The sequence below is a fragment of the Streptomyces sp. NPDC093065 genome, assembly GCF_044754585.1.
GTDB lineage: Bacteria > Actinomycetota > Actinomycetes > Streptomycetales > Streptomycetaceae > Streptomyces.
In genome coordinates, this window is record NZ_JBIVPJ010000008.1 from 168,267 (window position 1) to 184,864 (window position 16,598).

Genomic DNA, 16,598 nt, shown 5'->3' on the forward strand with positions numbered 1-16,598 from the left:
CCCCCGCCGTCCGGGAAGCGGGTCCGGCAGCCGGTCAGTAGACGGGCTTGTCCGGCTCGATCTGGTTGACCCAGCCGATCACGCCGCCGCCGACGTGGACGGCGTCCGAGAAGCCGGCGGACTTGAGGACCGCGAGGACTTCCGCACTGCGGACACCCGTCTTGCAGTTCAAGACGATCTTCTTGTCCTGCGGAAGGCTCTCGAGGGCGGAGCCCATGAGGAACTCGTTCTTCGGGATCAGGCGGGCACCGGGGATCGAGACGATCTCGAACTCGTTCGGCTCACGGACGTCGATGAGCTCGATGTTCTCACCGTCGTCGATCCACTCCTTGAGCTGCTTCGGAGTGATCGTGGAGTCGGCGGCCGCCGCCTGGGCCTCCTCGGACACGACGCCACAGAAGGCCTCGTAGTCGATGAGCTCGGTGACGGTCGGGTTCTCGCCGCAGACCGCGCAGTCGGGGTCCTTGCGGACCTTGACCTGGCGGTAGGTCATCTCCAGGGCGTCGTAGATCATCAGGCGGCCGACCAGCGGCTCGCCGATGCCCGCGAGAAGCTTGATGGCCTCGTTGGTCTGGATGGAGCCGATGGACGCGCACAGCACGCCCAGCACGCCGCCCTCGGCGCAGGAGGGGACCATGCCGGGGGGCGGGGGCTCCGGGTAGAGGCAGCGGTAGCAGGGGCCGTGCTCGGACCAGAAGACGGAGGCCTGGCCGTCGAAGCGGTAGATAGAGCCCCAGATGTAGGGCTTGTTCAGCAGCACGCAGGCGTCGTTGACCAGGTAGCGGGTCGCGAAGTTGTCCGTACCGTCGACGATCAGGTCGTACTGGCTGAAGATGTCCATCACGTTGTCGGCCTCGAGCCGCTCCTGGTGAAGGACCACGTCCACCAGCGGGTTGATGCCCTTGATGGTGTCTCGGGCGGACTCGGCCTTGGGCCGGCCGATGTCGGCCTGGCTGTGGATGACCTGACGCTGCAGGTTCGACTCGTCGACCTCGTCGAACTCGATGATGCCGAGCGTGCCGACACCGGCTGCCGCCAGGTACATCAGGGTCGGCGAGCCGAGGCCGCCCGCGCCGACGGCGAGCACCTTGGCGTTCTTCAGCCGCTTCTGCCCGTCCATCCCCACATCGGGGATGATCAGGTGGCGGGAGTACCTGCGGACCTCGTCTACGGTGAGCTCGGCAGCCGGCTCGACCAGGGGTGGCAGCGACACGGGGACTCCGTTGGTCGGTCAGTAATTACGGTTGTTCTCCCGGTAACACTGCCACGGCCTTTTTCATTCCGAGACACCCGTCCCGACCCGCGAGACGATTTCGTCCCAGTAGCCGGGCATCGTCTCCCACGGGTCGACGCGGCCGCCGCAGTCCGTGCGGTCGGTGAAGTAGATCGTCGCGGCTCCCTGCCAGCGGGCGATGCGCAGCGCTTCCTCCAGGTGCCCGCGCGGCACGCCGTGGACGAAGTGGCAGAAGCGGTCGGGGGGATAGTCCGCGCTCCACTCGGCCGCCTGGGACCAGCGGTAGTCGGCCCAGGTGCCGGAGAACGTGACGAGTTGGTCGCCGTTCTCGGCGTAGCCGGGGTAGGGGTGGGTGCCGTGGCCGAGCACGATGTGGGCATCGTCACGGATCGTCCGCAGGGTGGTGACCGTGCGGCGGACCTCGGGGAGGGCGGCCCGTTCGGACGGGCAGCGGTCGAGGAGGAAGCCGTCGACCTGGTACCAGTCGAGGTACCGGTGGGCGTCGGAGAGCTGTTCGCCCAGGCTCCGGGCCCCGTAGGCGGCGTCGAGGTGACCGAGGACGCGGACGCCCGCGTTGCGCAGGCGTCCGGCGGCCTCCAGGCAGCGCGGGTCGGGGTGGACGCCGGGACCGTCGGCGATGTTGAGGACGACCCAGTGCAGCGGGGTGCCGGGGCTGGTGAGACCGGCCCACTCGTCGGGGGCCACGAGGGGGTGGGCCAGTCCCGGGACACCGAATCCGGTGCGGACTCCCGTACTCGCGGTGCCTGCTCTGGTGCTGGTCAGATACGGCATGCCGCCTCCATCCAGATGTCGGCGAGGGACTCTTCGAGGGCGATCCGGGGCCGCCAGCCGAGCCGGTCGCGTGCGGTGCGCACATCGGCCTGCTGCCAGCTGCCGCAGCCGTCGGGGTACGGGTGGGGGGCCGGTGCCGTGTGCTCCGAGTCGGTGCGCTCACCCCGGCTTCCGAGAGGGTCCTGGCGGTGGTGGCCGAGGGCGTCGGTCCGGTGGTGGCCGAGGGCGTCGACGCGGTGGGCGACGGACTCGGTGCGCGGGTGGCCGATGGTGGGCCGCAGGGCGCCGGGGGGCCCGTCGAGTTCGTGCAGGGCGCCGCCGTAGCCGGCGACCCGGGCGAGGGTGGCGGCGGCGTCGCGCAGGCGGACGGCCCGGCCGGAGCCGATGTTGATGACGCCCTGGGCGGCGGAGAGCGAGGCCGCGTGCACCGCACGGGCGACGTCGCGGACGTCGATGAAGTCGCGCTGGGCGCCGAGGCCGCCGAGGCGCAGTTCGCCGTCCCCGGACTGCATCGCACGCCGCATGGCCTCGGCTAGGCGGCCGAGTGGGGAACCGGCGGGCGTGCCGGGTCCCGCGGGCGAGAAGACGCGCAGGACGACGGCGTCCAGCCCGGAGCCGAGGACGAGTTCGGTCGCGGCGAGTTTGCTGACGCCGTAGGGGCCGCCGGGGCGGGGCACGGCGTCCTCCGCGGTGGATGAGCCGGGCTGGCTGGGGCCGTACTCCGCGCTGCAGCCGACCTGCACCAGGCGGGCGCCGCAGCCGCTGCGGCGCAGGGCCTCGCAGACGGTGGCGACGGCGACGGTGTTGTGCCGGGTGAGTTCGCGGGCTCCGCCCCGGGTGGCGCCCGCGCAGTTGACGACCACTCCGGGATGGACCGCGTCGAGGAAGCGGGTGAGGGCGCCGGGGCTGCCGGTGGCGAGGTCGAAGCGTACGTCGGCGTCGTCGCCGCGGCCGAGGGCGGTGAGCTGGACGGCGGGGTCGGCGAGCAGACGGTCGGCGACGAAGCGGCCGATGTAGCCGTTGGCTCCGATCAGCAGGACTCTCATCGGGCGGCTCCCGGTGCCGAGGCGTCGGGTCGGGAGGTGGTCATCTGGGGGCTCCTTCAAGGGGTGATGCGAGGGTTGTGAGGACGTGTGGGGGGCCGGCCGTGCGGGCACTCACCGCGTTCCCTCCGTCGACACGTGGGCCGAGGCCCGGGTCAGGCGACGGGACGCGTGGACCAGGAGGGTCAGGGCGCCGATCCCGCAGGCGGCCGTCGGGACACCGGCCGGGCCGCAGGCGGCGACCAGGGCCTCCACTGGAGCGGTCAGGAAGCCGCAGCCGGGGAGGCGGCCGGCGAAGAGCGTGGCCAGAGCCGCCGCCTCGGCGGTGGCCGTGGTGGTGAGGACGAGAGTGGAGGCGTGCGCGTGACCGTGCACGGTGAGCAGCCTTGCGAGCAGCAGCAGGGCGCCCAGGGTGAGGGCCTGGGGATGGGCGGCGGGCTCGCCGAGCACGGCTCCGGTCAGCGCGAGCAGAGCCGCGAGCGCGCCCAGGTACAGGGCGAACGCGCCGAGCATCAGGGGCCGTACGGAGGTGGAGAAGTCGGCCAGGCCCCGGCTGGACGACAGTTTGCGGCGGGCGCCCGCGGTGAAGAGGTGGGCGCATCCGACTGCGGGCGCGTAGGACAGCGCGAGCGCCAGGACGGGGGCGAGGGTGACGGGCCACGGACCGTCGGCGGTGCCGTCGGGGAGGCCGTCCGGGCCACCGGTGACAGCGTTGCGGAGGAGTCCGTCGCCGAGGAGGGCGTAACCGACGAGCCAGCAGGTCCAGGTGCTGGTGGTGCGCGTCGAGGCGCTCAGCGGCCCGCGGCGAAGTGCCGCGCCCAGGGCCAGGGTCACCGCGAGTACTCCGACGGCGGCGGCGATCAGGCGCGGCCGGCCCTCGGTGAGGCGCAGTGCGGCCACGGTGGCGGCACAGAGCACGCCCGGCAGCAGAGCGAGGACGACACCGGCGGTGCGTGGCCGGGGCGTCGGCGCCTGCTCGTGGCGGGCCGGGGCGTCGCCGTCGCGCGGGACGCGGGCGTACATCTCTTCGGCGAGGGAGAAGACGTCCCGGTGACGGAAGCGTGCGGCGGTCCGGTCGGTGACGCCGTGCGCCTCCAGGCCCGCCGCGATCTCCAGTGGGTCCACGGCGCGTTCGCACAGGTCCCGGTGCCGGTGGAGCAGCCCCTTCACGGGGTCGGCGGCGGCACGGCGCGCGGCGGACACGGACGGCGACTGCCGCACGCCCCGAACCTCCCCACCGGCGACACCACCGTCGCGCCCGCCACCTTCACTGCCGGAGCCTTCACGCCTGGCTTCTTGACGCCCGGCGCCGTCCCGCCCGACGTCTCCACGCCCGGCACCGTCACGCCCGACGTCTCCACGGCCGGCACTCTCCCGTCCGTCGCCCCCGCGCCCGACACCGTCATCCCCGGCCGTGACGGCCCCGGCCGTGCCGTCCGCCCTGTCCGCGCCGTCCGCCCTGTCCGCGCCGTCCTCCCGGTCCGTCCCGTGGGTCCCGTCGGTGAGGCAGGTCCGTGAGCGTTCGTCCCAGGCGCCAGGGCTGCGCGGGGTCTCGGGCCGGTCCAGTTCGTCGATGCCGCTCATCGGGCCGCTCCCTCGGTGGCCGACACCGGAACCGTGGCCCGGACGGGACCGTCCTTCGCCCAGCCCGGACCGCTCCGGGCTGTCGCGGGGGCGGGGCCGCCCCTGGCCGCGACACGGGCCGTGGGGTCACTCCAGCGACCGGGCACATGGGCCTCGGCGGGGACGGCGAAGGGCAGGGGTTCGCCGGTGTCGTCGAGGACGACGCGACGTACCGGTGTACGCGAGAGGATCTCCAGGTAAATGCCGTGAAATGCCGTGATGTTCTGCTCGACGGTGAACAGCTCCAGTGCGCGGGCGCGTGCGGCGGCACCCAGGCGTTCACGGCGCTGGGGGTCGCGCAGCAGCGCGACGCACGCCTCGGCGAGCGCCCGCGGATTGCGCGGGGGCACGACGAGTCCGGTGCCGCCGATGGCCTCCACCACCGCGCCGACGTCCGTGGACACCGTCGCACGGCCGCAGAACATGGCCTCGACGAGCCCGGACGGGAATCCCTCGACGACACTGGAGAGCACCACCAGGGCGCCCGAGGCGTACGCGTCGGCGCGGGACGGCAGTTCGGGCCCGCCGGTCTCCTCGAAGGAGACCGGGTTGCGGCCGACCGCGTGCGGGCCGTCGGCCTCGTCGGGGAAGAGCTGCGCGGCCAGTGCTTTGCAGTGGGCGAGGTAGGCGGGGCCCTCGGGCCCGAAGGGGGAGCCGACGATCCTGAGCCGCACCGCGGGCTCCGCCCTGCGGATCTCCGCGAAGGCGTGCAGCAGCGAAACCAGGTCCTTGGCCGGCTCGGCGCGTCCGACCCAGACGAGGGTCCGCGGGTCGGCGCACTCCGGGTGCTCCCCCGCATCCGCGAAGGGTGCGGCGTCCATGCCCGGGTGGACCGTGCGCAGCTTGGCGCGGTCGGCCCCGCAGCGCTCCTGCCAGCGGCGGGCGTGCGTGTTACCGGGCGTGATCACGGACGCGCGCCGGTACGTCTCGGCGGCCAGCCGACTGTGGAAGGACGAGAGCAGGGACCGTATCGCGGGTGAGGAGTCGGGTTCCGTCAGGTAGTGCGTCCGCAGCCGCACGCCGTACTCGGTCACCAGCAGGGGGACGTCGCAGAAGTGCCGGGCGAGCAGGCCGGGCAGGGCGGCGGTGCCGCCGGAGGTCGCGTGGCACAGGTCCACCGAGCCGAGGTCGTCGTCCTCGTACCAGTCCAGGGACAGGGGGCGCAGGGCGCGTTCGAGGCGCGCGGCGACGGTCAGCAGATCGGGAACACGCGCCTCGCGTGCGGAGCGGTGGGCGCCGGGCGTGCGACAGGCGCGTTCCAGAGCGCGTACGGCGGTCTCCGAGCGGAGGGCGGCGGGCAGCCCGCCCTCGTCGCGGGCGAGTTCGGCGAGACCGTACAGCGCACTGGCGAAACGGTCCGCCTCAAGGGCCGACTGCCCTTCCGGCACCCCGTCCAGGCTCCCCGAGGGGTCACCGGGGACGGCGGTGCACAGGGCGGTGGCCAGCTCGCCGTAGTACTCGGCGAAGCGCCGGCGCGCGCGCCGCCCGTGGACGATTGCGTCGTCCACGGTCTCCCACAACGGGGCGGTGCGCACCCGGCCGACCTGCGACGGCAGGGGGACCCAGCCTGCGGCCTCCTCCCGCTCGGTGCGGCTGAGGGCGTAGACGTCGAACTCGTGCTGCTCCAGTCCGCGCACGAGCCGGTCGCACCAGAGCCCGGCCTCACCGCTCACATACGGATAGCCACCCTCCGTAAGCAGTCCGATGCGCACGCGCGCACCCCCGATCTCCCGTTTGGGGAGCCGCCGTTGGCCCGGCGGCTCGCAGCGGGACGAACGTATGCGGACAGAGAGGTGGCGCGATGGACGGTTGTCCATCGCGCCACCAAAAGGGGTGAACGGTCGTAACTTTCCCGTGCGAGGCGCGTTCGGTCGCGCTAAGAGATCAAGGAGTCACCACGCGCAACGCTCGGGCCCGGACTGCCGATCAGCCGTTCGGGTAGGCCCAGGGGTTCGGCCGGCAGTCGATTCCGTCGTGGTCGACGAATTTCGTCTGCTGCTGCATGACCGGGGCGAGTTCGCCGTCCTTGTCGCACGTGACGTGGTTGAAGCCGATGCGGTGACCGACCTCGTGGTTGATCAGCATTTGCCGGTACGCGTGGATCGCGTCGCCGTACGGCTCCGCACCCTGGGCCCACCGGTACGCGTTGATCATCACCCGCTCGGTGGCGGCCGAGTCGCAGGACACGTTGTCCTCGGTGGTGTCCAGGCCGGACTTGGCACACCACTCCGCGGTGGTCCCGGGACTGGCCAGCGTGATGACGAAGTCGGGCTGCCCCGACTCGATGCGCTCGAAGGTGCGGGAGCCGTTGTGGGACCAGCTCCGGTTGTCGTTGAGCGTCTTCTGCACGGCGTCGGCGAAGAGCTGGCCGTCGAGGCCGAGCCCCTGTTCCACGTCCACGCGGTAGGTGTACTTCTGCCCCTTCCCGGTCCCCTTGGCGATGCCAGGAATCACGTCGAACTTCCCCGAGCCCTTGGCCGTGGCACCGAGCGGGTAGGTCTTGCCCATCTTCTGTTCGTACGTCAGGGGCTTCGCGGCCCCGGACGCGGAGGGCGTCGGCCGTTCGTCGTCCCGTGACGTGGGGTCGTGGACACCCCGGGCCTGTTCGGCGGCGGACTGGGAGCGCACGTCGTCCACGTCCGACCCGTCGGCCACCTGACCGGCCACGACCACGGCCAGCACGGTGGTGACGGCGGCCGCCGCGATACCGGTGAAGGTCCGGCCCTTGGCGCCCTTGACCGGCACGGGATCGCCCGCGGGCGGCTCGTCCTCGGCGTCGTCGTGGGCACCACCACCGCCCCCGACGGCACCCCCGCCGGCGGCGCTCCAGTCGGTGACGGAGGCGTACGGGTCGGCGGGCCTTGCCGTGCCGGGGGCACGGCGCGCGGGGCGGGCCGCGAAGACGTCGTCGTCCTCGCCGAAGGCGTCCAGGTAGTCCTGCCGCGGCCCGTCCTGGGGTGCCCGCCGCTGCCGCGGGAAGGGCGCGGGCGGTACGGGCGGCCCGGAGGGCGACGACGGTGCGAACGAGGCGGGGGCGGCACCGGTGTGCGGTGCCGCCGGGGGTCCGTACCCGGCACCGGGCCGGCCGTTCAACTCGCCCCAGCCACCGCCTGGTTCCCGCTGCTCAGGGTGGCCGCCCCTGACCTCCGGCACACCGTGTGCCGGGGTGCCGTCGGGGAATCCGGGCCTGCCGCGCGCGGGCGTACCGTCGGGAAACCTCGGCACACCCCGCGCGGGCGTACCGTCCCCCTGCCGCGGGAACCCCCGGGCCGGCGTTCCGTCCGGGAATCGCGCGCCCGGTTCTCCGCCACGGCCCGGTCCGGGGCCCCAGTACCCCTGGCGTCCGCCCATGGCCTCGCCCGGCGCCGACCCGCGAGGCGCCTCCCGCGCCCCCCGGGTCCCCTGCGGCCACTCCGACCTGTACGGCCCGCGTGGGCCCCGCGGGCCCGGCGGACCGTTCGGTCCGTCCTGCGCATCCGGCCCGTTCGGCCCCTGCGCGTTCCCGTTCTCCCACCGCGGCGGGTCGGCTGCCCGCCCGGTTCCGGTCCGGTTGCCCCGTGTTGCGGCGTTGTCCGCGGCGTCGGCCCTGGGGGCGGGCCCGCGACGGCTGTGGCGTCCCACTTCGCGCCTCAGCCTCCTGTGGTCTGGTTGGCGGGCTCGCCGTCGACGGCCCCGTCGGTCCTCTCGCCGACCGCCGGTTTCCCGCTGCCCGCGGTGCCCGGGCCGTCCGCGGCGTTCACGGTGCCCCGGGTGTCCGCGAGGAGTTCACGGAACGCCGTGGCCACGGTCTCCGGATACTCCATCATCGCCACGTGTCCCGCGTCCGGCAGGGTCAGCAGCCGGGAGTCACGGAAGGCGCGGGCAGCCCGCTGGGCCATGCGGTAGCCGACGAGTTGGTCCCGTCCACCGTAGACCAGGAGCGTGGGTGCGAGAACCCGCTCGGCCTGTCGCCACAGTCCGTACCGGCCGCCCAGCGTGTACGCGTTGACGAGTCCCCGGGTGGAACGCGCCATCGCGTCCCAGAAGTACGGCAGCCGCAGCCGCCGCTCCATCTCCTCCACGGCGTTGCGGAAGCCTTCGGGCGTCACCCGCGCCGGGTCGCCGTAGCAGAGCGCCGTCACCCCGCGGACCCGCTGCTCCGCGGTCCACTGCCGGGTGAGCCGGTTGAACAGCGGCACCACCCCCGGCAGCGCCAGCAGCCCCGTCGGTACGGCGCTGCGCTGCACGCGGATCTCCGGCAGCGCGGGCGAGATCAGGGTCAGCGTCCGCACCAGGTCGGGCCGTCCCGCGGCGACCCGCGTCGCGACGGCGCCGCCGAGCGAGTTGGCGAAGAGGTGCACGGGGCCGCGCCCGGCCGCGTCGAGGTAACGGACGACCGCGCGCGCGTGACCCGTGATCGAGTAGTCGCCGTCGTCCGGCGGCGGGGAATCGCCGAAGCCGGGCAGGTCGAGGGCCTCGCTGTGGACGACGCCGTCCAGCAGCGGCATCAGCGCCGACCAGTTCTGCGAGGAGCCGCCGAGGCCGTGGACGCAGAGGGCGGGCGGCAGTCCCTCGCGGGCGGGCGTTCTCGACCGCACCGTCAGGGTGATGCCGGGAAGGTGGGCCGACCTGAGCCGTTCCCCGTCCGCGACCCTGACGGCCGCGACCTTCGGCAGCACGTTGGCGGGCGGCACGGAAGGCGGCTCGGTCGAAGGCATGCGGCAATGTTACGAGACGATCACGCAGTGACTCATGTGTTCGCCGTCACAGATTGTGCTGCGGCGGCGCGCCGGCGGGTACGCATGCCGTCGGCGCGAGCACCGCCGTGCGTGGACCGGGGCCGGGCGACACGTGGCGTCCGGATCGGGTGTCTCCTACGCTCGTGAAGTGGGCACCCGCGTGTGACCCCTGCACCCCGGGGACGTTCACAGGAAGGGAGCCCAGCATGACCGTCGACCCCACCGACCCCGAGACCTTCGACGACGAGGCGGCGGAAGCGGAGGAACGTGACGTGGAGGCACCCGACGCCGACGCGGCCGAGCAGCGGGCGGACGTCGGACAGGAGCGCGACGAGCCGCTGACGGACGTCGAGCCGGACCGCGCCAACGAGGCCGACCTGGCCGAACAGGCCCGGGTCGTCTCGCACGACGAAGACGACTACCGCTGAGACGAGCCTCGCCGGACGGAAAGAAAGGCCGATTCCTGCCCGGCCTGAGAGCTTTTGAAACCTGTTGTACGGCTTTCGTCACCGTCCGGTCCGTGAAATTCTGCGCTCGCAGCACCCACACCACGGTTACCGAAAAGTACGATGTCGACGCGGCGCACACCGCACGAGGACGACTATGGGAGGCGGCGTGACAGCCATCGAGCAGACAGAGGCGGTACGCCCGCGGGGCACACGCCTTCCCCGCCGAGCCCGACGCAACCAGCTGCTGGGCGCCGCACAGGAAGTGTTCGTCGCCCAGGGCTACCACGCGGCCGCGATGGACGACATCGCCGAGCGCGCCGGGGTCAGCAAGCCGGTGCTCTACCAGCACTTCCCCGGCAAGCTCGACCTCTACCTCGCCCTGCTGGACCAGCACTGCGAGGCACTGATCCAGTCCGTGCGCAGCGCGCTGGCGTCGACCTCCGACAACAAGCAGCGCGTCCGGGCGACGATGGACGCGTACTTCGCCTACGTCGAGGACGACGGCGGCGCCTTCCGTCTGGTGTTCGAGTCGGACCTGACCAACGAGCCCGCAGTGCGCGAGCGCGTGGACAAGGTCACCAACGAGTGCGCCGAGGCGATCTGCGACGTCATCGCCGAGGACACCGGTCTCTCGCGTGCGGAGTCGATGCTGCTCGCCTCCGGTCTGGGCGGCCTCGCGCAGGTGGTGGCGCGTTCCTGGCTGCACAGCGACCGCAGCGTCCCGCGCGACCAGGCGGTCCAGCTGCTGACCTCGCTGGCCTGGCGGGGCATCGCGGGCTTCCCGCTGCACGGCACCGACCAGCACTGACCGCCACGGCGCGGATTCGCTTCCCGTCGGCTGTTCGCTCCTGGCGTTCTCCGACGCTGCGTGTACGTCCCCTCACCGGGCTAATGTGTGCTGGTACGGCGCGGAAGATCGCGCACTTGATGACCGTCGGAGGGACATAGCCGTGGAGGTCAAGATCGGCGTGCAGCACGCGCCCCGCGAGATCGTTCTGGAGAGCGGTCAGAGCGCCGAGGAGGTCGAGCGCGTGGTGGGCGAGGCACTGGCCGGCAAGTCGCAGCTGCTGAGCCTGGTGGACGAGCACGGCCGCAAGGTCCTGGTGCCGGCCGACCGGCTCGCCTACGTCGAGATCGGTGAGCCGGCTCCGCGCAAGGTGGGCTTCGGCGCCCTGTAGTCGGCGACGCGGACTACGGACGAAGAAGACGGGTGGGCCCGGCGGAGATCTCCGCCGGGCCCACCCGTCTTTCCGCCGGCCCCGCCCGCCTTCCCGCGCACGTCCCCCACCCGTCCCCGCTCACCGCCCCCGTTCACGGACGGAGCACAGTTCACCCACAGGGGGAGGATTGTGTTCCGCAGGTCAGGGGTAAGTCGGCTGTGACCGTTTGGGGCAGGCCGGCCATGTGGGAGGGACCCCGACATGCTCTTGGAAGCGCTCAGCGCCGCAATCCTCGGCCTCGCCCTGGCATGGGCGGCCGCGCGCCGTCTGCCCCACCGCCTGCCGGCCCGCCTCCTGGTCCTGCCGACCGGGATCGCAGGGGCCCTCTTCGGGGCGTTCGTCACGCACACCGCGCTGGGCGCCGGAGGCTTGCTGCTGGTGCTCCTTGGATCGGCGACGCTCTCCGCGGCCTCGCTGTCGCTGCTGCTGCGCCCCGCGGGAAGGCTCCGCCGCAGCTCGGCGACCGCCTGACGGCAGCCGCCGCACCGCACCGGCCCCACCCCACCGAGGACCGGGCCGGCCCAGGCCCCGCGCCTGCGGAGGTGAGGACGGCAGAGGTCAGGCGGCCAGCCCCAGCGCCGCCATCCGCTTCGTGTGCGCCTCGGTGATCCGGGAGAACATCTTGCCGACCTCCGCGAGGTCGAAGCCGTCCGCGACCCCGCCCACGAGCATCGTCGACAGCGCGTCCCGGTCGGCCACCACCCGCTGGGACTGGGAGAGCGCCTCGCCCATCAGCCGCCGCGCCCACAGGGCGAGCCGCCCGCCCACACGCGGGTCGGCGTCGATCGCCGCACGCACCTTCTCCACGGCGAAACCGGCGTGCCCGGTGTCGTCGAGCACGGCGAGGACCAGCTCGCGGGTGTCCGTGTCGAGGCGGGCGGCGACCTCGCGGTAGAAGTCACTGGCGATGGAGTCCCCGACGTAGGCCTTGACGAGGCCTTCGAGCCAGTCGGAGGGGTCGGTCTGCTTGTGGAAGCCGTCGTAGGCGGCGACGAACGGCTCCATGGCCCCCGTCGGCTCCTCGCCGATCCCGGCAAGCCGGTCGCGCAGTCGCTCGAAGTGGTGGAACTCCGCGGACGCCATCTTCGCCAGCTCCGCCTTGTCCGCCAGCGTGGGCGCCAGCTTGGCGTCCTCCGCGAGCCGCTCGAACGCCGCCAGCTCGCCGTACGCCAGCGCACCCAGCAGGTCCACGACCGCGGCGCGGTACTGCGGGTCGGCGGCGGCCGACTCCCAGTCGCGGGCGGCGACCGGGGTGACCCCGCCGGTACCTGCGGTTCCGGAGGTCTCGGTGGGGGCGTCTGCGGCGGTACCAGGCTTGTCAGAGCTCGTCATGCAGCGCACAATAGTCTGCTCTTCGGCGGTGGTAAGGCCCTGGTCAGTCAGTGTGACGACGACTACGTGAGCAAATCGGCCATCGCGTGTGCGCGAATCCGGGGTATGGTGGTAATGCGCCTGCCGAGTATGTGACGTACGGGTACGTGACATCGTCGTCGGGCCGCACGCATGAGGATGCCCGGTCGGTGGCCCGATCGGCTCCGACCCGACAGCCCTCCCTGCCGTCCGCCACAGTGCGTACGGAATCCGGAGGGGGACCCTCAGTGGTACGAGCGCTGGAGCGTCGACAGAGGTCCCGTGTCCTACGGCTCACCCGTAAGGCAGCCGACGTCCCCGACACGGTCCGGCACGACCCGCGCGCTCGCCTCGCACCACGTACACAGAAGAGGCAGCACCCTGACTACGACGTTCCGATCCCTCGGGATCCTCCCCGAGACCGCCGAAGCCCTCGAAGCCGTCGGCATCACCACTCCCTTCCCGATCCAGGAGCTGACGCTCCCCGTGGCCCTCTCGGGCACGGACGTGATCGGCCAGGCCAAGACCGGCACCGGCAAGACGCTGGGCTTCGGCCTCCCGCTCCTCGAGCGCGTCACCGTCCCCGCCGACGTCGAGGCGGGCCGCGCCGCGCCCGAGTCCCTCACCGACGCGCCGCAGGCCCTCGTCGTCGTCCCGACGCGCGAGCTGTGCCAGCAGGTCACCAACGACCTCCTGACCGCCGGCAAGGTGCGCAACGTGCGCGTCACCGCGATCTACGGCGGCCGCGCCTACGAGCCGCAGGTGGAGGCCCTGAAGAAGGGCGTCGACGTGATCGTCGGCACCCCGGGCCGCCTGCTGGACCTCGCGGGCCAGAAGAAGCTGAGCCTGAAGCACGTCAAGTGCCTGGTCCTCGACGAGGCCGACGAGATGCTCGACCTGGGCTTCCTGCCCGACGTCGAGAAGATCGTCAACATGCTGCCGGCCCGGCGCCAGACCATGCTGTTCTCGGCGACCATGCCGGGCGCGGTCATCGGACTCGCCCGCCGCTACATGTCGCAGCCCACGCACATCCGCGCCACCTCGCCGGACGACGCGGGCGCCACGGTCGCGAACACCAAGCAGTTCGTCTACCGCGCGCACAACATGGACAAGCCCGAGATGGTGGCCCGCATACTGCAGGCCGACGGCCGCGGTCTGGCCATGGTCTTCTGCCGCACCAAGCGCACCGCGGCCGACCTGGCCGACCAGCTCAAGCAGCGCGGTTTCGCCTCCGGCGCGGTCCACGGCGACCTCGGTCAGGGCGCCCGCGAGCAGGCCCTGCGCGCCTTCCGCAACGGCAAGGTGGACGTGCTCGTATGCACCGACGTCGCCGCCCGCGGCATCGACGTCGAGGGCGTGACGCACGTCATCAACTACCAGTCGCCGGAAGAGGAGAAGACGTACCTGCACCGCATCGGCCGCACCGGCCGCGCGGGCGCGAAGGGTACGGCGATCACGCTGGTCGACTGGGACGACATCCCGCGCTGGCAGCTGATCAACAAGGCCCTGGACCTGGGCTTCAACGACCCGGCGGAGACCTACTCCACCTCCCCGCACTTCTACACCGACCTCGGTATCCCCGAGGGCACCAAGGGCGTCCTGCCGCGCTCGGAGCGCACCCGCGCCGGGCTCGACGCGGAGGAGCTGGAGGACCTGGGCGAGCCGGGCGGACGCGGTGGCGGTGAGCGCGGCGGCCGGGGTGGGCGCGACGACGCGCGTTCCGGCGACCGCGAGCGCGACCGTTCGTCCCGTACGACACCGCGCCGCCGCCGTCGGATGCGCGGCGGTGCGCCGGTGGACGCGGAGGCCGCCGCGAGCCCCGCGGCCGAGGCCGTGACCGGCGGTGCGGACAGCGCCGCCGACGCGGGCACCGCCCAGGGACCCCGCACGCTGCGCCGCCGGCGCCGTACACGCAACGGCGAGCCGTCGCGCCGTCCGGACACCGCCACGGCGACCGACACCCCCATGGCGCAGGCCGCCGAGGACACCGCGCTCGCGCCTTCCGAGGCCGAGGCCGCAGTCGTCGGCACGGCGGAGACCGCGGAGGCCGTGGAGACCCCGGCGAAGCCGCGCCGCCGCCGCACCCGCAAGTCGGCGGAGGCTCCGGCCGCCACCGAGACGGTGGCCGCGGAAGCACTGGCCGTCGTCGAGGCCCCGGTCGCCGTCGAGGCCCCGGTCGCCGTCGAGGCACCGGTCGCCGAGGCCCCCGCCGAGAAGCCGCGCCGCCGCACGCGCAAGGCCACGACCGCCGAAGCGGCGGTCGACACGGCCGAGGGAACGACCGAGCCCGCGGCCGAGCCGGCCGAGGCCAAGCCGCGCCGCCGGACCCGCAAGGCGGCCGAGCCCGCCGTCCAGGCCCCGGCGGACGATGCCGAGCCCGAGGCCAAGCCCCGTCGCACCCGCAAGACGGCCGCCGCCAAGGCAGAGGCCGCCGCGGAAGCCGCCGCCGACACCGCCGAGGCCGCGGAGGCCAAGCCCAAGACCCGCCGCACCCGCAAGGCCGCCGAGCCGGCCGCGCCGGTGACCGAGGCCGCGGCCGACGTCCCGGCGCAGGCTCCGGAAGCGGCCGAGGCCAAGCCCCGTCGCACCCGGAAGACGGCCGCCACCAAGGCAGAGGCCGCCGCCGACACCGCCGAGGGCACGGAGGCCAAGCCGAAGACCCGCCGCACCCGCAAGGCCGCCGAGCCGGCCGCGCCGGTGACCGAGGCCGAGCCCGAGGCCGAGCCCGAGGCCAAGCCGCGCCGCACCCGGAAGGCGGCTGCCGCCAAGGCAGAGGCCGCCGCGGAAGCCGCCGCCGACACCGCCGAGGCCGCGGAGGCCAAGCCCAAGACCCGCCGCACCCGGAAGACCGCCGCGGCCACCGAGGCCGCCGCCGGGATTCCGGCTCAGGCCTCGCAGGAGCCGGAGGCCGCACCGCGGCGTCGGACGCGCAAGGCCGCGGCCGTCGTCGAGGCGCCCGCCGAGGCCGCCGACACGGCGGAGGCGAAGCCGAAGGCCCGCCGCACCCGCAAGGCGGCCGCGGCCGCGGCCGCCACGCAGCCCGCGGAGGCCGGCGAGAGCTGATCCGCGCCGCACCCCGACCGTCGGGCCCGGGCCCCCCCCCCCCCCGGGCCCGGGCCCCCGCGGGGGCGCCCCCCCGGGCCCCCCCCCGCCCCCCCCCCCCCCCCCCCCCGGGGCCCCCCCCCCCCGCGCCCCCCGCCCCCACGGCGTTGCCGCACCCGTGTCCACCGCCCGGCGACCTACGCCCGATAGCCTCTGCCCGTGAGCAGGAACGCCGCCTTCAGCCCACCCCCGGACGCCCGTGCGTACCGGCTGCGCACCGCGCGCGGAGAGTTCGCCGTCGTCGACTCGCCCGTGGCCAGCGGGGCCGCGCCGAAGGGCGTGGTGGTGATGCTGCCCGGCTTCACGGGGAGCAAGGAGGACTTCACGCTGCTGCACCGGCCGCTCGGTGAGCGCGGTTACCGCACGGTCGCCGTGGACGGACGGGGACAGTACGAGTCGGCCGGGCCCGAACACGACGAGGCCGCGTACGCCCGGCCCGAGCTGGCCCGGGACGTGCTGGCGCAGGTCGCCGCCCTCGGGACGCCCGTGCATCTCCTCGGGCACTCCCTGGGCGGCCAGATCGCGCGGGCCGCCGTCCTGCTCGACCACGCCCCGTTCCTGTCCCTCACGCTGGTCTCCTCGGGCCCGGCGCGGATCTCCGAGTCCCAGCAACAGCGGGTGAAGCTGCTGCGGGACGCGCTGGACACGATGACGATGGCGGAGGTCTGGGCGGTGATGCAGACGATGGGACCGCCTGAGGAGGCCGGTGCCCCGGCGCCCGCCCACGGCCCGGAGGAGCCGGTCCGGCTGCGCGAGCGCTGGCTCGGCACCAGGCCGGCGCAACTGCTGGCCACGGGCCGCCAGTTGTGCACCGAGCCGGACCGTGTCGCCGAACTCGCCGAGGTGCCGCTGCCGTACCACGTGCTGTCGGGCGCCTACGACGACACCTGGCCCGTGCCGCTCCTGGACGAGATGGCCGTACGGCTGGACGCGCGCCGGACCGTGGTCGCCGGTGCCGAGCACTCCCCCAACACCGACCAGCCGCTGCCCACCGCCCGCGCTCTCGCCGACTTCTGGGACGACCACCCGGCGCCGCCCCGGCCGCCGGTCGCCTGAGGAGAGGTCCG

At 73.7% G+C, this 16,598-nt stretch carries 14 protein-coding genes; 6 read left to right on the forward strand and 8 right to left on the reverse strand.

What is annotated here, in order from left to right; translation table 11 throughout:
* Window positions 1-34: 34 nt before the first annotated feature.
* The 7 genes from moeZ to ACIQFU_RS16690 all read right to left on the reverse strand — a co-directional run bounded on the left by moeZ (window position 35) and on the right by ACIQFU_RS16690 (window position 9,389).
* Window positions 35-1,213 carry an adenylyltransferase/sulfurtransferase MoeZ gene (moeZ, locus tag ACIQFU_RS16660; RefSeq protein ID WP_402552135.1) on the reverse strand — a complete coding sequence of 393 codons (1,179 nt, stop codon included), beginning with the start codon at window positions 1,211-1,213 and terminating at the stop codon, window positions 35-37.
* Window positions 1,214-1,276: 63 nt separating this feature from the next.
* Complete coding sequence (locus ACIQFU_RS16665) at window positions 1,277-2,026, reverse strand: spherulation-specific family 4 protein (protein WP_402552137.1); 750 nt, start codon at window positions 2,024-2,026, stop codon at window positions 1,277-1,279.
* Window positions 2,014-3,072 (reverse strand): NAD-dependent epimerase/dehydratase family protein, encoded by a 1,059-nt coding sequence (locus ACIQFU_RS16670; protein WP_402552139.1) that lies wholly within the window; start codon window positions 3,070-3,072, stop codon window positions 2,014-2,016. The genes ACIQFU_RS16665 and ACIQFU_RS16670 overlap by 13 nt, the downstream gene beginning before the upstream one ends.
* 111 nt (window positions 3,073-3,183) lie before the next feature.
* Window positions 3,184-4,290, reverse strand: coding sequence for a hypothetical protein (locus ACIQFU_RS16675; RefSeq protein ID WP_402552140.1), 1,107 nt, complete (start codon window positions 4,288-4,290; stop codon window positions 3,184-3,186).
* A 359-nt stretch (window positions 4,291-4,649) separates the two neighbouring features.
* A complete protein-coding gene (locus ACIQFU_RS16680; protein WP_402552142.1) occupies window positions 4,650-6,404 on the reverse strand; it encodes a DUF3492 domain-containing protein in 1,755 nt (584 codons plus the stop codon).
* Window positions 6,405-6,618: 214 nt separating this feature from the next.
* The gene (locus ACIQFU_RS16685; RefSeq protein ID WP_402552144.1) at window positions 6,619-8,313 is read right to left on the reverse strand and encodes a DUF3152 domain-containing protein; all 1,695 of its coding nucleotides are present in this window, start codon (window positions 8,311-8,313) and stop codon (window positions 6,619-6,621) included.
* A gap of 8 nt (window positions 8,314-8,321) precedes the next feature.
* The gene (locus ACIQFU_RS16690; RefSeq protein WP_402552145.1) at window positions 8,322-9,389 is read right to left on the reverse strand and encodes an alpha/beta fold hydrolase; all 1,068 of its coding nucleotides are present in this window, start codon (window positions 9,387-9,389) and stop codon (window positions 8,322-8,324) included.
* Window positions 9,390-9,616: 227 nt separating this feature from the next.
* Between ACIQFU_RS16690 and ACIQFU_RS16695 the strand changes: the two genes are divergently transcribed.
* The 4 genes from ACIQFU_RS16695 to ACIQFU_RS16710 all read left to right on the forward strand — a co-directional run bounded on the left by ACIQFU_RS16695 (window position 9,617) and on the right by ACIQFU_RS16710 (window position 11,550).
* Window positions 9,617-9,838 (forward strand): hypothetical protein, encoded by a 222-nt coding sequence (locus tag ACIQFU_RS16695; protein WP_402552147.1) that lies wholly within the window; start codon window positions 9,617-9,619, stop codon window positions 9,836-9,838.
* 187 nt (window positions 9,839-10,025) lie between these two features.
* A complete protein-coding gene (locus ACIQFU_RS16700) occupies window positions 10,026-10,667 on the forward strand; it encodes a TetR/AcrR family transcriptional regulator (protein WP_042825084.1) in 642 nt (213 codons plus the stop codon).
* Window positions 10,668-10,809: 142 nt separating this feature from the next.
* Window positions 10,810-11,037, forward strand: a complete 228-nt coding sequence (locus ACIQFU_RS16705) for a DUF3107 domain-containing protein (RefSeq protein WP_007444428.1) — start codon at window positions 10,810-10,812, stop codon at window positions 11,035-11,037.
* 243 nt (window positions 11,038-11,280) lie between these two features.
* On the forward strand, window positions 11,281-11,550 hold the full coding sequence (locus ACIQFU_RS16710) for a hypothetical protein (protein ID WP_402552149.1): 270 nt from the start codon (window positions 11,281-11,283) through the stop codon (window positions 11,548-11,550).
* A gap of 87 nt (window positions 11,551-11,637) precedes the next feature.
* On the opposite strand, the gene ACIQFU_RS16715 is transcribed toward ACIQFU_RS16710, so the two are convergent.
* Window positions 11,638-12,411 (reverse strand): ferritin-like domain-containing protein, encoded by a 774-nt coding sequence (locus ACIQFU_RS16715; RefSeq protein WP_402552150.1) that lies wholly within the window; start codon window positions 12,409-12,411, stop codon window positions 11,638-11,640.
* A 492-nt stretch (window positions 12,412-12,903) separates the two neighbouring features.
* On the opposite strand from ACIQFU_RS16715, the gene ACIQFU_RS16720 reads away from it, so the two are divergent.
* Together ACIQFU_RS16720 and ACIQFU_RS16725 are read left to right on the forward strand one after the other, a co-directional pair.
* The gene (locus ACIQFU_RS16720; RefSeq protein ID WP_402552342.1) at window positions 12,904-15,492 is read left to right on the forward strand and encodes a DEAD/DEAH box helicase; all 2,589 of its coding nucleotides are present in this window, start codon (window positions 12,904-12,906) and stop codon (window positions 15,490-15,492) included.
* A gap of 198 nt (window positions 15,493-15,690) precedes the next feature.
* Window positions 15,691-16,587, forward strand: a complete 897-nt coding sequence (locus ACIQFU_RS16725) for an alpha/beta fold hydrolase (protein ID WP_402552151.1) — start codon at window positions 15,691-15,693, stop codon at window positions 16,585-16,587.
* The last annotated feature ends 11 nt before the right edge of the window (window positions 16,588-16,598 follow it).